The 15,317-nt window shown below is 71.4% G+C and carries 9 protein-coding genes; 5 read left to right on the top strand and 4 right to left on the bottom strand.

Annotated features, from left to right (window positions below):
• Positions 1-427 precede the first annotated feature (427 nt).
• Entirely contained in the window at positions 428-4,756 is a 4,329-nt protein-coding gene (locus ACZ7GX_RS09430; RefSeq protein ID WP_498774638.1) for an FkbM family methyltransferase, read from the bottom strand.
• Positions 4,757-4,767: 11 nt separating this feature from the next.
• Positions 4,768-6,111, bottom strand: a complete 1,344-nt coding sequence (locus tag ACZ7GX_RS09425; RefSeq protein ID WP_053715424.1) for a glutamine synthetase family protein — start codon at positions 6,109-6,111, stop codon at positions 4,768-4,770.
• Between the two features lie 151 nt (positions 6,112-6,262).
• Between ACZ7GX_RS09425 and ACZ7GX_RS09420 the strand changes: the two genes are divergently transcribed.
• The 3 genes from ACZ7GX_RS09420 to ACZ7GX_RS09410 are packed head-to-tail and all read left to right on the top strand — an operon-like array spanning position 6,263 to position 9,085.
• A complete protein-coding gene (locus ACZ7GX_RS09420; RefSeq protein WP_498774636.1) occupies positions 6,263-6,913 on the top strand; it encodes an LppX_LprAFG lipoprotein in 651 nt (216 codons plus the stop codon).
• 29 nt (positions 6,914-6,942) lie between these two features.
• Positions 6,943-8,442 (top strand): MFS transporter, encoded by a 1,500-nt coding sequence (locus ACZ7GX_RS09415; protein WP_498774634.1) that lies wholly within the window; start codon positions 6,943-6,945, stop codon positions 8,440-8,442.
• Positions 8,443-8,488: 46 nt separating this feature from the next.
• Positions 8,489-9,085, top strand: a complete 597-nt coding sequence (locus ACZ7GX_RS09410) for a TetR/AcrR family transcriptional regulator (protein ID WP_498774632.1) — start codon at positions 8,489-8,491, stop codon at positions 9,083-9,085.
• Between the two features lie 418 nt (positions 9,086-9,503).
• Here ACZ7GX_RS09410 and ACZ7GX_RS09405 read toward each other — a convergent pair whose 3' ends face one another.
• A complete protein-coding gene (locus tag ACZ7GX_RS09405; protein WP_498774630.1) occupies positions 9,504-10,670 on the bottom strand; it encodes an MFS transporter in 1,167 nt (388 codons plus the stop codon).
• 770 nt (positions 10,671-11,440) lie between these two features.
• Between ACZ7GX_RS09405 and ACZ7GX_RS09400 the strand changes: the two genes are divergently transcribed.
• Positions 11,441-11,953, top strand: coding sequence for an HdeD family acid-resistance protein (locus tag ACZ7GX_RS09400; protein ID WP_498774628.1), 513 nt, complete (start codon positions 11,441-11,443; stop codon positions 11,951-11,953).
• 9 nt (positions 11,954-11,962) lie between these two features.
• Here the strand turns inward: ACZ7GX_RS09400 and ACZ7GX_RS09395 are convergent, their stop codons facing one another.
• Complete coding sequence (locus ACZ7GX_RS09395; RefSeq protein ID WP_498774626.1) at positions 11,963-13,678, bottom strand: NAD+ synthase; 1,716 nt, start codon at positions 13,676-13,678, stop codon at positions 11,963-11,965.
• 88 nt (positions 13,679-13,766) lie between these two features.
• Here ACZ7GX_RS09395 and ACZ7GX_RS09390 point away from each other — a divergent pair, with 88 nt between their 5' ends.
• A complete protein-coding gene (locus ACZ7GX_RS09390; protein WP_498774658.1) occupies positions 13,767-15,314 on the top strand; it encodes an alpha/beta hydrolase in 1,548 nt (515 codons plus the stop codon).
• Positions 15,315-15,317: the final 3 nt, after the last annotated feature.

The following is a 15,317-nucleotide window of genomic DNA, read 5'->3' as shown; positions in this document are numbered from 1 at the left end:
AGTTGTCCAGTAACAATCTCAAAGGAAACCTCTTGACGAGGTTCATAAATTTACTGGCTATTCGGCACGCTGTTGAGTTCTCAAAGAACACGCGCTCACCATCACGTCCCGCGTCTTACCGCGGTTCATTCCGGGGCTTTGTGTTTCCGGTGTTTCGCTTGCTGTGGTGAAACCTTAGCTCGTTCGTTTTCGCGGTGTCAAATCGGCCGGTTTCGGCTTCTCGGCTCCGCGACAAACTCGCTTAGCATTCAATTTGTATCAGTTTCCAGAGCGGAGGCAGCACGCTGTGCTGCTTATTCGTTTCTGGGAGCTTGACGCCGCAGTAGTCTACTCGGCCCGATTCGCGGTGTCAACCGCTCGTTCCGAGGTTCTTGCTGGCGACTCGGTAAAAGTTACTCATGACCTTCGCCGGTGTCAAATCGCCTGGTCAGCGGCCTGCTGGAGCGGTGCGCGCCGGCATGGCCACCTGTGGACCCGGTCCTTTGGGCGCCACCGGACGGGGTCGCAGCCAGAGCGAGATGGACCGCATGCCCTCCATCGCGGTGACGATCTGCTCCGGCGTGGCCGGTTCGCGGGTCGGCACGGGCACCAGGTCGTAGCCCCAGATCCGGAACTCCTTCAAGACCGTGACCGGATCGTCGCCGAAACCCGCCGTCGCCGTGGCGGAGAAGTCCAGGAACACGTGCGGGCGATCCCGGCGCAGCAGGCGCACCAGTCCGGCCAGCGCGCGATGACCGCGACCGGGCGCGTCGACCCGGACGACGGACAGCTTGCGGCCCTGCAACAACGGCACGGCCTCCAGCTCCTTGTCGAGCCTGGCCGCACGCACCCGCGGCACGTCGTCACCGGCGCCCTCCGGCAGCGGCGCCACCGACACCCCGCCCGTCAACGACGGTTGGGTGGCCAGCTCGCCGGTGCTCTCCCACGCGGCGGCGTCGACCAGGACGAGCTGCTGCGCCACCCGTTCGGGCAAGTTGACGTCGACGTTGTGCCGCAGCAGCGCCCGCGACGACTCGCACGGCTCGACCGCGACCACCGCACCGCCCGTGCCGAACCGGCTGAGCATGCGCACGGTCTGGTACCCGATGTACGCGCCGACGTCGAGGAAGATCCCGTCCGGCTCGACGACCGCGTCGATCAGCTCGGACAGGTCGCTCTCCCACACCCCGTTGCTGGACAGCATCGGCAGCATGAACGCGTCGTCCGACGGCAGCCGCAGCAGGCCGACGTCGGTCAGCACGAGCGAGCTGCGCGGCACGGAGTCGCTGTGCCGTTCGTGCTCGCGCACGACGACGCGGCGCAGGGCGTCGGCGGTCTGCTGGGCCTGGTTCGCGGCGCGCAGGCCGACGTCGAGCTTGGTGTCGCGGTCGCGCAGCACGTCCACGACCTTGGACTCCAGCGAGTCGATCCGGTCGAGGGTGCGTTCGAGCGCGACGGCGAGCTTGTCGATGCGCTGGGCCAGGGCGTCGCCCTGCTTGGCGCGCTTGGCGGCCTCGGCGACCACCGCGTCTTCGATCTCGCGCACCCGCCGTCCCTGGCCGGCCATGTCCGCGCGGACCCGGACGACGGCGTCGTCGACGCCCACGAGCTGGTCGGCGAGGTGGCCCTGGTGCTCGGCGTGCTGTTCCAGCTCGGCGCGCAGCACCTCCAGCTCGCTCAGGCCGACGCCGCCGGAGATGTCGTCCTGGCGGCGGACCAGCTCGGAGACCGTGCGCTCGACCCCGTCGACCAGGGACGTGAGCACGTCGCGCATGTGGTTGTCGTAGTGGTCGAGGACGCGCAGGACCATCTTGCGCAGCTGCGGCGCCATGGGCGTGCGGCTGGCCGTGCCGACGTCGGGTTGGCGCAGCAGGGCGTGCTTCGCCGAGTGCAGCGCCTTGAGCGGGTCGACGGTCGGCGCGGGCTTGGCCCGGCGGGCGCGCCAGCCGCGGTAGGCGTGCTCGACGCGTTCGCGGAGGATCTCGCCGACCTTGGCGACGTCACGGGTGGCGCGGACGTGGTCGCGTCCCTTGAGGCCGATCGCGACGGCCGTCGGCAGGTCTTCGGCGAGGGCGCGCATGAGCTTGGCGGCGGCCTGGACGTCGGGTTCGACGCCCTGGCGGCACGGCACGAAGATCACCGCGTTCTTGTCGAACAGCTCGGCGACCGCGCCGTGGTCGGAGGTCAGGATCGGCGTGGCGCGGGCGGCGTGCTCGGCGAGGGTGTGCGCGATCCGGTCGCACGCGCCGCCCCGGTGCAGGTGGACGAGGCAGTCGACGGCGCCGAGGGTGTCGACCAGCTCGATGCGCGGGTCCGCGGCGGTGGCCAGGCGCAGCCGTTCGGCGGCCTCTGGGTGCGCGTGCGCGTTGCCGACCTCGATGCGCAGCGTCACGTCGTTGCGGTCGGGGAAGGCGGAGAGGAACGCGGAGACGGCGCCCAGCACGTTGCCCGCGCGGTCGAGGGCGTGATCGGCGAGAGCGCCGAAGATCACCCCATCGTGTGCTTCGAGGGCTTGGTCCTCGGCTTCCGGGACGGGGAGCGGGAGGACGCGGACGGTCGGGCCGCCCTGGCGTTCGAGGGTGGCGCGGGTCGTCTCGGAGGGGACCCAGAGTTCGGCCGCGTCGGTCGGCTGGTCGTCGTCGAGGAGGTAGTCGACGACGAAGCGGCTGTCCGGCACGCGTTCGGTGGCGCCGACGCGGATCACGACCGGGTAGCCGGCGTCGGTCGAGGTCGGGAGGCCGGACGCGCGGGCGGCGGCGTGGACGAGCTCGGCGATCGGGCCGGAGCCGAGGACGGAGACGCCGAGCTGGTCGTGCAGCACGGGTCCTTCGGCGCGGGGCCGCGGCACGGCGGCCACCGGCAACCGGCCCGCGGCCACGCCGACGGTCGCGCACCAGTCGCGGAACGCCGGGCCGTCCTCGCCGAACGGGTCGGGGAACTGGGCGCGGAGGGCCTCGTCGGAACGCCAGAGCGCGACGGCCCAGCGCGTGCTGCCGGGTAGGCCGGGCACGGACTCGCTCGCCCAGGCCACGAACGCCGCTCCGCCGTCCGGACCGAAGGCCGGGGGTGGCGTGCGGCGGGTGGACGGTGATGCGAGGGCCGGGGTTGCAGCGACCGGGGCTGCAGCGACCGGGGTTGCGGCGGCCGGTGATTCGACAGCCGGTGACGGGATAGCCGGGTCGGTGCCGGAGCTGGGGAGGGGTGCGGAGGGCTCGGCGGCCGGGTGGGGCTGGTCGGCGGCGGGCTCAGGGGTTTCGGGTGCTGAAGCGGTGATGCCCGGCTCGATCTCGGCGGACGCGGACGCGGATGCGGGCCCGGACGCGGTGAGGTCGGCGGTCGGCTCGGCTTCGGCTTCGGCTTCGGCTTCGGCTTCGGCTTCGGCTTCGGCTTCGGCTTCGGCTTCGGCTTCGGCGGATGGTGCAGGATGGCCGGCGCTGTCGCCGGCAAGCTCGGCGCGGTCGGCGGCAGGGTCGGCCGGCTCGGCACCCTCGGCGGCGGGCTCGTCTTCAGCGGCCGGTGCGGAGTCGGCGGGCTCGGCGGTGGTCGATTCCGGCTCGGTGGTTTCCCGCTCGGCGGTTTCCGGCTCGGGCTGGGCAGGTGTGGGTGCTTCGTGATCGGCGAGCGCTTCCGCGGCGGCCGGATCCGGCTGGTGGATCAGGTTCGCGGGCGCCGTGGGCGGGTGGGTGCCGTTCACGGTCGGCGTGGTGACAGGGGGTGGGGTGTCGGTGGCCTGCTCGGCGGCGGCCGTGGTGCCTGGGCTGAAGGCCGAGCCCGGGTGGGTGCGGGCGGCTTCGCGGTAGTCCGCGCGCAGTTCGTCCGGGATCTGGGTGCCGTCCGGCAGTTGGCCGAAGCCGTAGCGGACCCTCTGCGGTGAATGGCCCTTGCGCACCAGTTCCGCCCGGTACGCCGTGCAGAGCTCCGCCAGGTGCGGGTGCTCCGAGAGCAGGACCCGGGGGCGGTCGGCGAAGGCGGCGGACAGCAGCCAAGGGCGGTGGGGGTCGAAGCCGGCGAAGTGGACGCTGCGGACCGGCTCGCCGATCGTCGTCAACGTGCCGTCCGGGCGGCGGTGGAGGTCTCGTTGCGAGGCGTTCCACACCGACAGGCCGACCGTCGCGTCACGCAGGACGTGCAGGTTGACCAGCGCGGGAGCCATGTCGAGCACGGCCTTGGTGGCGTCCGGAGTGCGGCGCAGCTGCTCGCCGAGCGACCGCAGGAACGGCTCGGCGCCCGGTGCGACCAGCAGGAATCCCGGGTCGAAGACGCCGGTTTCGATGAGCTCGGTGGGTGTCGGGCGCAGGCCGTCGTCCGGCAGCGGCCGCAGCGCCCGCGGCACCAGGACCAGCGGGCCGCGGCGCACGGCGGCCTCGACCAGGTCCGTGAGCGGGTGGAGCACCTGCACCCACGGGTCCAGGTAGAGCACGGGCACGCCCTGGCCGAGCAGCTGTTCCAGCAGCTTGGGCCGCAGCACGCCGCACAGCTGCGACGCCGTGCAGCCGGTGGCCAGCTCGGCCAGCTCGTCCTGGCTCATCCCCAGGTCGGCGGGGGTGACGAGGCCCGGACCGGAGTTCTCCGGCAGGGCGTCGACCACCAGCGCCATGAACCTGGCCTGCGGGTGGTTGGCCAGGAAAGAGCTGGACAGCACCTTCACCGCGGGCAGTTCGGCGGCGGTCGCCACCGTGCAGGCGATGAACGTGGGACGGGATTCCGGACGCGCGGGCACCTCGGTCACGGTCTGCAAACCTAGCTTCTCCGAGTGCCCGGTGTGGACCACCCGCACGGGTGTCTCCCTCACAGGACCGGCAACAGGGTGCGCAACTCGTACGGCGTGACGCTGCGCCGATACGCGTCCCACTCGGTGCGCTTGTTGCGCAGGAAGAAGTCGTACACGTGCTCGCCCAGCGCTTCGGGGAGCAGTTCGGAGTTCTCCATCTCGGTCAACGCCTCGCCGAGATTCTGCGGCAGGTTGTCGTACCCGGCGGCGCGCCGTTCGCGGTCGGTCAGCGACCACACGTCGTCCTCGGCGGGCGGCGGCAGCTCGTAGCCCTTCTCGATGCCCTTGAGCCCGGCCGCCAGTATCACCGCGTAGGCCAGGTACGGGTTGCAGGCGGAGTCGAGCGAGCGGATCTCCACCCGGCGCGACGACGACTTGCCGGGCGAGTACATCGGCACGCGGACCAGCGCGGACCGGTTCGCGTGGCCCCAGCACACCGCCGTCGGCGCCTCGCCGCCCACGATCAGCCGCTTGTAGGAGTTCACCCACTGGTTGGTCACGCCGGAGATCTCGCGGGCGTGCTTGAGCAGGCCGGCGACGAACATCTTGCCGGTGTCGGACAGCTGGTACGGGTCCTCGGCGTCGTAGAACGCGTTGCGGTCGCCCTCGAACAGGCTGACGTGCGTGTGCATGCCGCTGCCGGGCTGGTCGGTGAACGGCTTGGGCATGAACGAGGCCCGCACGCCCTGCGTGATCGCGACTTCCTTGATCACGTACCGGAACGTCATCACGTTGTCGGCCATGGTCAGCGCGTCGGCGTAGCGGAGGTCGATCTCCTGCTGGCCGGGCGCGCCCTCGTGGTGGCTGAACTCGACCGAGATGCCCATCGCCTCCAGCGCCTCGATGGCGTGGCGGCGGAAGTGGGTGGCGGTCTCGTGGCTGGTCTGGTCGAAGAAGCCGCCGTTGTCCGCCGGGGCGGGCTCGCTGCCGTCGTCCGGCAGGCCCTTGAGCAGGAAGAACTCCATCTCCGGGTGCACGTAGCAGGTGAAGCCCGCCTCGCTGGCCTTGGCCAGGGTGCGGCGCAGCACGTGCCGCGGGTCCGCCCACGACGGGGAGCCGTCCGGCATGGCGATGTCGCAGAACATCCGCGCCGAGTAGTGGCTCTTGTCTGGCGTCTGCCAGGGCAGCACCTGGAACGTCGACGGGTCCGGCTTGGCCACCATGTCGGACTCGTACACGCGGGCGAAGCCCTCGATGGCGGAGCCGTCGAAGCCGATGCCCTCGCTGAAGGCGCCTTCGAGCTCCGCGGGAGCGATCGCCACCGACTTGAGGAAGCCCAGGACGTCGGTGAACCAGAGCCGGACGAACCGGATGTCGCGTTCCTCGAGGGTGCGGAGCACGAACTCCTGCTGGCGGTTCATGACCCGAAGCCTAGGTAAGGACGGTTAACCGTGCGTTGCCGACTCGGCCGAACGCACTGGGCCGTTTGCCGCCCCGAGAGGATTGCGCAGGTCAGGGACTTGCCGTGGTGTTTCGCGGTGCCCCGGGACGGCTCGATCTACGATTCACCCCATGCTCCCTCGTCGCGCCCTGATCGGGTCGCTCGTGCTCGCCGTCGTGGCGGGCTGCACGTCCTCCGGTGGCGCCGGGGCCCTGCCCGACGGGCCGGACCTGCTGGCCAAGGCGTCCGCCGGGATGAAGTCCGTGACCAGCACCCACTTCACGATCAAGGTCGACGGCGAGCTGCCGGGCGTGACCGTGAAGGACGCCGAGGGCGACCTGAACGCCGAGGGCGAGTCGCAGGGGCGGGCGAAGGTCGAGCAGTTCGGCCAGCTGATCGAGATCGAGTACGTGCTGGTCGGGCAGGACCTGCACTTCAAGGGTCCGACGGGCGGCTTCACCAAGCTGCCCGCGGCGCTGGCGGGCCAGGTGTACGACCCGACCGCGATCCTGGACCCGGACCGGGGCGTGGCCCGCGTGCTGGCCGACGCGCGTGACGCGAAGACGGTGGCGAACGACGACGGCGTGGCGGTGGTCGAGGCGACCGTGCCGCGTGACGTGGTCGCCGGGCTGGTGCCGGGGATCGACGCGGACGTCGCGTCGACGTTCTCGGTGCAGGACGAGAAGCTGCGCAAGGCGCTGTTCACGCTGCCGAGCGGCGCGAAGGTGACGATCGAGCTGTCCGACTTCAACAAGCCCGTCACCGTTTCGCCGCCCGCGTGAGTTCGGCGGTGGGTTCCGGGGTGGGTGCGGTGGGCGCGGTCAGGGCTCGGCGGCTGGCGATCGGCGCGGGCGCGACGGCGGTGCTGCTGGGCGCGCTCGACGCGTACGTGGTCGTCGGCGTGCTCGTGGACATGGTGCGTGACCTGGGCATCCCGGTGAACCACCTGGAACGCGCGACGCCCGTGGTGACCGGGTACCTGCTCGGGTACGTCGCCGGGATGCCGTTGCTCGGGCAGTTGTCGGACCGGTTCGGGCGGCGGTTGGTGCTGCACCTGTGCCTGGTCGGGTTCGCGGTCGGCTCGGCGGTGACCGCGTTGGCGGGCGACCTGCCGCTGCTGGTGGCCGGGCGGGTGGTGCAGGGGCTGGCCGGTGGGGCGTTGCTGCCGGTGACGATGGCGCTGGTCGCGGACCTGTGGGCGGCCGAACGGCGTGCGTCGGCGTTGGGTGTGGTGGGCGCGGCGCAGGAGTTGGGCAGTGTGCTCGGCACGCTGTACGGCGTCGGGTTGGCGTCGTTGTTCAACGCGTGGTCGTTCTTCGAGTCGGTGGAGCCGCAGAGCTGGCGGTGGGTGTTCTGGGTGAACCTGCCGTTGGCGGCGGTCGCGATGGCGGTCGTGCAGGTGACCGTGCCGCGGTCGGTCCGGTCGTCGGTGCGGATCGACTTCGTCGGCGGCGGCTTGTTGGCGTTGGCGTTGTCGTTGCTGGTCGTGGGGCTGTACAACCCCGATCCGTCGCGGTCGGTGCTGCCGTCGTGGGGATGGCCGGCGCTGGGTGGGGCCGCGGTGGTGTTCGTCGGGTTCGTGCTGTGGGAGCGGCGGTCGTCGGTGCGGCTGCTGGATCCGGCGGGGGTGGCCATGCGGCCGTTCCTGGCGTCGCTGGGTGTGTCGTTGGCGGCCGGTGCGGCGTTGATGGTGACGTTGGTGGACGTGGAGCTGTTCGCGCAGACCGTCCTGGGGCGTGACTCGGCCGCGGCGGCGGGGATGTTGGCGCGGTTCCTGATCGCGTTGCCGGTGGGCGCGTTGGTCGGCGGGTGGTTGGCGGCGCGCACCCCGTTGGGTGACCGGTGGGTGTCGTTCGTCGGGTTGGCGGTGGCTTCGGGCGCGTACGTGCTGATCGCCCAGTGGCCGGCTTCGGTGTCGTCGTTCGTGGTGGGGCGGGACCTGGCGGTGGCCGGGTTCGGGTTGGGTTTGGTGATCGCGCCGGTGTCGGCGGCGGTGCTGCGGGTCGTGCCGTCCGCGCAGCACGGTGTGGCGTCGGCCGCGGTGGTGGTGGCGCGGATGACCGGGATGCTGGTCGGGGTGGCCGGGTTGTCGGCGTGGGGCCTGCACCGGTTCCGCGAGCTGACGGCGGACCTGGACACGCCGCTGCCGTTCGGGATGTCGCCGGAGGAGTTCGCCGAGAAGGCGGCGGCTTACCGGGAGGCGCTGACGGCGGCGTTGCTGACGGAGTACCACGAGATCTTCTGGATCACGGCGGTGATCTGCGGTGTCGGGGCGGTGGTGTCGCTGCTGCTGCCCCGTGCGGGTCGTTGAGTTCCGGGTTTCCGGCTTCAACGGTTCGGTTGGATACCATCGCGGGGTGGCTTGGAACACCGAGGAGACGCGTCGGCGCCTGAAGGAGGCGGCGGTCGTCGAGTTCGCCGCGCACGGGTTGGCGGGCACTCGGGTGGAGCGGATCGCGGCGCGGGCCGGGGTGAACAAGGAGCGGTTGTACAACTACTTCGGCGACAAGGAACAGCTGTTCCACTCGGTGTTGTCGGACGAGTTGGCGAAGATCGCGGCGGCCGTGCCGTTCGACGCGGAGTCGTTGCGGGATGTGGGTGAGTACGCCGGGCGGTGCTTCGACTACCACGTGGCGAATCCGCATCTGGTGCGGTTGTTGCAGTGGGAGGCGTTGGCGTACGGGGACGGGGCGGTGCCCGACGAGGAGGGGCGGGCGGCGCACTACCGGCGGAAGGTCGAGGCTTTCCGGTCGGCTCAGGCGGACGGGGTGATGTTCGCGTCGCCGGCGGCCGCCGACCTGGTGTTCTTGATCATGTCGCTGTCGTCGTGGTGGCTGGCGGTGCCCCAGGTGGCCCGGATGGTGACGGGGCAGGTCGATCTGGCCCACCGCCGTGCAGCGGTCGTGGAGGCGGCTCGGCGAATGGCATCTGCGCAGGTCAAGACTTCGCGGTAGGCTCGGTTCGACCGAGGGGTCGAGAAACACGATCGGGTGAACCTGCCCCGAAAATGTACGGAAACACTGTTCTCGTACCTCGGTTGAAAACCAGCGGACCCGCCGAAACCACCCCCGACCGCCCGCCACCCGCTACCCGCTACCCGCTACCCGACGCTCGACCACCCCGGCGGCTGACCACTCCGCCGCCCCGACCGCCGCCCAGCCCTAGACGACGGCCGCACCACCCGGCCCCGCGGCAACGCACCACCCCCATGGCCCGCAAGCACGGCCCCCACGCACGGCCCGCAAGCGGAAAGGCACGGCCGGCAACGGGAGCAGGAGGGCCGGAAGGGGCGGGCGATCAGGGAAGCGGGTAGTGGGCGGGCCGGGTTATGTGGATCAGGGTGGGAGTTGGAGTCGGGGTTGGGGCGGGGAGTTAGACGGTGGCGGGGTTGGGAGTTGGGCGGGGGCCCAGGACCAGCGCGGTGGCCGCGAGGATGAGCAGGCCGGCGAGGGTCAGGCAGACGGCGGCGAAGCCGGCTGGGGCCAGGGCGGTGACGAGGACCGGGCTGATGCCGCCGCCCAGGCCGACCAGGAAGCCGTAGCCCGCCAGGCCCGCGCCGCGCGCTTCGCCGGAGGCGCGGCCGACCAGGGTGACCAGGGCCGGGATGGTGACGGCCAGGCCGGCGACGAAGATCGCGCTGCCGACGAGCAGCACGGGGAGCGTGGTGGAGCCCGCTTCCAGTGCCAGGCCGCCCGCGGCGGTGAGGAAGGCGGTCGGGGCGACGCGGTGGGCGCCGAAGCGCGTGATCAATGGGCCGGCGAAGAGGCCCAGTGCGATGCCCGGCAGGCCGGGGAGGCGGAGCAGGAGCAGGTCGACGGCGTCGTGGATGCCGTAGCGGTCGCCGACGGTGGTGGTCAGGGCCGTGTACATGCCGACGAAGGTCAGCAGGAGGGTGATTCCGCCGGTGTAGGCGACCAGGAGCGCCGGGCGGCGGAGGAGGTTGGCCAGGCGGGTGAACGTGGTGGCCAGGGCGGTGGGGGTTGGGCGGGGGATTTCCGGGAGGCGGGTCAGGGTGGCGGCTACCGCCAGCAGCATCGGGGCCAGCAGCCAGAAGACCCAGCGCCAGCCGAGCGCTTTGTCGACGCCGAGGGCGTAGGCCTGGCCGATCACGCCGGCCAGCAGGAACGAGCCGGAGACGGCGGTGATGCCTACCGCGCGGCGGGCCGGTGGGAGGGCTTCGGCGACGTAGGCGAGCGACACGGACGGGATCGCGGCGGCGAGGAAGCCCTGGACGGCGCGAGCCGCGAGCAGCGGGGCGAAGTCGGTGGAGGCTCCTGCGATCGCGCTGGCCACGGCGCTCAGGGCGAGGCCGAGAGCCATCACGTGGCGGCGGTCGTAGCGGTCGGAGATGGTGCCGAAGAGCAGGTTGCCGGCGGCGAACGCGAAGCCGAAGCCGCCGCCCACCCAGGCCGCGGTGGAGAGGGTGATGCCGTAGCGCTCGGCCACGCCCGGCAGCAGCGGCACGGTCAGGTAGAGCTGGCCCACGGCCAGGATCACGGCCGCCACCAGGACCGTCACCACAACGGGTGATCGGGTCACGGACCAGTTTTGACGGCGAGGGCGGCCGTCGGGGTGCTTGAGACCCTGGCGCATGGGGTGAGGGTGGGGGTTCGGGAGAGAGGTGGCCAACGCGAGCTCCAGGTTCGGGTTCGGCGCGTGGGGTGACGAAAGGAATCCAACTGTGGCGTTGGAATTAGGGTAGGGCGACTCTGCGGCTAACTCCAACGGTGGAGATGGAATGTGCGCCGCGTCACGGAGAGGTGGGGATGCGGTGGGGCGCGAGAAGGTGCGGCCGGAGGGGCCGGCGGAGGAGCGGCCGGAGGAGCGGCGCGCGGGCGGAGGCGGATGGCCGAGGCGGGTGGGCGCACGCAGAGGGGCGGAGGGCGGAGGGTGCGGACGGCGGAGGGCGCGGCAAGTGCGCCCGGAGGGGTGAAGAGAGGGTGCGCTTGGAAGGTGTGGCGAGAGATGTGCGCGGAGGGTGGCGAGAGGTGTGCGAGGGGAGGGAGGTGCGGTGGGTTAGGGGGTGCGGTGCGTCACCGGAGGGTTGGTGGGGTCACTCGAAAGGTCGGTGTGGGGCGGTGGCGGGTGCGGGTTGGGGTTGGGGGACGGACCATGGCCGCATGACGCATCCCGAGGCGAACACCGCTGGTCAGGGGCGACGGGCTGAGGCGGACACCGGCGGTCAGGGGCGACGGGCTGAGGCGGACACCGGCGGTCAGGGGCGGCGCGCTGAGGCGGACGCCGAGGGTCGGGGGCGGCGCGCTGAGGCGCAGGGTGGGCGTGGGCGGGGGTTGTGGATCGCCTTTGGGGTGATCACGTTGTTGATCGGGCTGGCCGTCCTGCTCTGGCCCGGCCTCACGCTGCTGACGGCGGCGGTGTTGTTCGGGGTGGAGATGCTCGTCACCGGGATCTTCTGGCTCGCCGCCTCCTTCACCGCGGACGAGACGGGACGACAGCGGTGGCTGTTGGCGGTGGCCGGGTTGTTGGCGCTGGTCGCGGGCATCCTGTGCCTGCGCGCGCCGTTCCAGACCCTCGCGGTGCTGGCGCTGCTGCTCGGCGCGACCTGGGTGGTCGGCGGGGTGGCCGAGATCTTCCACGGGTTCGGCCGGAGCGGCTGGGCGGTGTTCTCCGGGGCCGTCACCGCGATCGGCGGGATCGTGGTGCTCGTCTGGCCGGTGGCGAGCCTGATCGCGCTGGCCTGGCTGCTCGCCATCGTGCTGATCGTCCTCGGCGCGATGGCCATCGCGGGCGCGGTCGGCGCCGATCGCACGCCGAAGACCGCGAAGGCGACCGCGCCCACCGGCACGGCCGCCACCGCGTGACCGGTCCGGTCAGCCCTCGCGCCAGCCGCTGGTGATGGGCAGCCTGCGGTCGCGCCCGAAGGCCTTGAACGTGATCTTGGTGCCCGGCGGGTACTGGCGGCGCTTGTACTCCGCCTTGTCGACCATGCGCAGCACCTTGTCGACCAGTTCGTGCGAGAACCCCATGGCGATGAGGTCGCGGTAGCCCTTGTCGCCCTCCACGTAGTCGTCCAGCACCGAGTCGAGCAGCTCGTAGTCCGGCAGCGAGTCGGCGTCGACTTGGCCGGGACGCAGCTCGGCCGACGGCGGCTTGCTGATCGAGTTCTCCGGGATCGGCGGCAGCTCGCCCAGCTTCTCCGCCTGCGCGTTGCGCCACCGCGCCAGGTCCCACACCAGCGTCTTGAGCACGTCCTTGATCGGCGCGAACCCGCCGACCGCGTCGCCGTAGATGGTCGAGTAGCCGACGGCCAGCTCGGTCTTGTTGCCGGTGGCCAGCACCAGGTGACCGTGCTGGTTCGACAACCCCATCAACGTGACGCCGCGGCACCGCGCCTGGACGTTCTCCTCCGCCAGCCCGGTCAGCCCGAGCTGGTCGACGAAGACGCCGACCATGTCCGCGATCGGCTGCTCCGAGTAGTGGCAGCCGGTGCGCTGGGCGAGGTCGTAGGCGTCGGACTTCGAGTGGTCCGACGAGTACACCGACGGCATGGACACGCCGTAGACGTGGTCGGCGCCGAGGGCGTCCACCGACAGCGCGGCCACCACCGCCGAGTCGATGCCGCCCGACAGCCCGAGGACGACCGAGCGGAAGCCGTTCTTGTGGACGTAGTCGCGCAGGCCGGTGACGAGCGCGTGCCACACCTCGGCCTCGTCGGACAGCGGTTCGGCGGGCTGCGGCACGGGTAGCGGGTCGTAGGCCGGGAGGGGGTCATGGGACAAGGATCGGCGGTGGACCATAAACCCGCCGTAACCACCTTCCGTGCGGGGCGCACCGCCGGGGAGGTCGAGGTCCAGCACGACGAGGTGCTCCACGAACTGGGGCGCACGGGTGATCAGCGAGCCGTCCGCGGACACCACCATCGTGTCACCGTCGAACACCAGCTCGTCCTGCCCGCCGATCAGGTTCACGTACGCGAGGGGCGCGCCCGCCTCGACCGCGCGCCGGGCCACGAGCGGCAGCCGCGCGTCGTCCTTCTTCCGCTCGTACGGCGAGGCGTTCGGCGAGACCACGAGGTCCACGCCCGCCTCCCCGAGGGCGGCGATCGGACCGCCGTCCTGCCACAGGTCCTCGCAGATCACCATGCCGACCTCCACGCCGTGCACGCGCACGACGTCGAGCGTGTCGCCGGGGGTGAAGTACCGGCGTTCGTCGAACACGCCGTAGTTCGGCAGGTGGTGCTTGTGCTGCCGGGCCACCACCTCGCCCCGGTGCAGCACGGCGGCGGCGTTGCGCATGCCGCGCTCGTCGCGGTCGAGGTAGCCGACGAACACCGCCAGCTCACCGCACCCCGCGTCGTCCAGCCTGGCCGCGAGCGCGGTCAGGGCCTCCTTGGACGCCTCGGCGAACGACACGCGCAGCGCCAGGTCCTCGACCGGGTACCCGGTCAGCGCCATCTCGGGGAAGACCGCGAGGTGGGCGCCCGCCTCCACGGCCTTGCGGGACCACTCGACGACAAGTTCGGTGTTGCCCGCCAGGTCGCCGACACAGGCGTTGACCTGGGCGAGGGCGAGTCGGAGCTGTGGCATGGGGGCATTCTCGCTCACTCGGAGCAGCCAAGGCGCGCGTTGTGGCGGACGTGTCACACCTACGATCGAAGACGTGCGCCGTCCGATGATGCTGTTCCTCGCCCTCCCGCTCCTCGCCTCGTGCACGAGCGTGCTGCCCGGGTCGCCCACGGCGGGGACCGCGCTGGAGAAAAGAGGACCGGCCGGGGTCGTGCCCGCGGGGCTCGAGCGGTTCTACGGCCAGCAGTTGGGCTGGGAGGACTGCGCGCCGTACGCGACGACCGGGACGACGACGTCGCTGTTCAAGAACAAGAAGTCGCTCGAGTGCGCCCGCTTGGAGGTGCCGCTCGACTACGGCAAGCCCGAGGGCCGCACGATCAAGATCGGCCTGCTGCGGCAGCCCGCGACCGGTGACCGGATCGGCTCGCTCGTGATGAACCCGGGCGGTCCGGGAGCGTCCGGCATGGCCGCGGCGGCGGGCATGGGCTCGCAGGTCAAGTCGTCGCCGGTGGGTGAGCGGTTCGACCTGATCGGGTTCGACCCGCGTGGCATCGGGGCGAGCGAGCCGCAGGTCAAGTGCCTGACCGACGCCGAGCGGGACGCCGACCGGCTCGACAACGACGTCGACACGTCACCGGCGGGCCTGGCGCAGACCGAGGCGGAGAACAAGGCGTACGCGGAGAAGTGCGCCGCGGTGACGGGCGCCGACGTGCTGGCCAACGTCGGCACGCGGGACGTCGTGCGCGACCTGGACGTCATGCGGTCCGCGCTCGGCGACGAGAAGCTGACCTACCTGGGCTACTCGTACGGCACGCACATCGGCGCGGCGTACGCGCAGGCGTTCCCGGGCAACGTGCGGGCGCTCGTGCTGGACGGCGCGGTCGACCCGACGCAGAACCAGGTCGAGTCGCTGATCGCGCAGGGCGCCGGGTTCCAGAAGGCGTTCGACGCGTTCGCCGCGTGGTGCGCGACGCGGCAGGACTGCGCGCTGGGCACGGATCCGGCGAAGGCGAACCAGGCGTTCCGGGACCTGACGCTGCCGCTGGTGCAGCGGCCGGTGGCGGTGGGCGAGCGGAAGCTGTCGTACAACGACGCGATCACCGGCGCGATCCAGGCGATGTACTCGGAGGAGCTGTGGGCGCCGCTGAACTCCGGGTTGACGGAGTTGAAGAACAACCGCGGTGACGTGCTGATGTTGTTGGCGGACAACTACTTCGACCGCGACAAGGAAGGGCGCTACTCCACGATCACGGACGCGTTCGTCGCGGTGAAGTGCGTGGACGAGCCCCGGGTGACGGACAAGAACGTGCTCAACGACGTGGCGCGGCGGTACAAGGAGGCCGCGCCGTTCCTGGACGACGGCCAGCCGGCGGGCGCGGCGCTGGACGCGTGCGCGTTCTGGCCCGTGCCGCCGAGCGTGCAGGAGCACAAGCCGGTGTCCGGGCTGCCGCCAGTGCTGGTGATCTCGACGACGGGCGACCCGGCGACGCCGTACGAGGCGGGTGCCAACCTGGCGAAGGAGTTGGGCGGCGGGCTGCTGACGTTCGAGGGCAACCAGCACACCGTCTACTTCCACGGCAACGAGTGCGTGGACGACGCCGGGCACGCGTACCTGATCGAGGTGAAGCTGCCGCCCGAGGGGACGCGTTGTTCCTGAGCG

This window comes from Actinosynnema sp. NPDC037264 (genome assembly GCF_055603705.1).
The sequence above is the reverse complement of the archived record's forward strand: the minus strand, read 5'-3'. Positions and strand labels throughout refer to the sequence as shown.

Coding starts and splice junctions, on each gene's coding strand:
- ACZ7GX_RS09425 (WP_053715424.1), bottom strand. CDS start 6,111: ATGAACCGCCAGCAGGAGTTCGTGCTCCGCACCCTCGAGGAACGCGAC.
- ACZ7GX_RS09420 (WP_498774636.1), top strand. CDS start 6,263: ATGCTCCCTCGTCGCGCCCTGATCGGGTCGCTCGTGCTCGCCGTCGTG.
- ACZ7GX_RS09395 (WP_498774626.1), bottom strand. CDS start 13,678: ATGCCACAGCTCCGACTCGCCCTCGCCCAGGTCAACGCCTGTGTCGGC.
- ACZ7GX_RS09390 (WP_498774658.1), top strand. CDS start 13,767: ATGCTGTTCCTCGCCCTCCCGCTCCTCGCCTCGTGCACGAGCGTGCTG.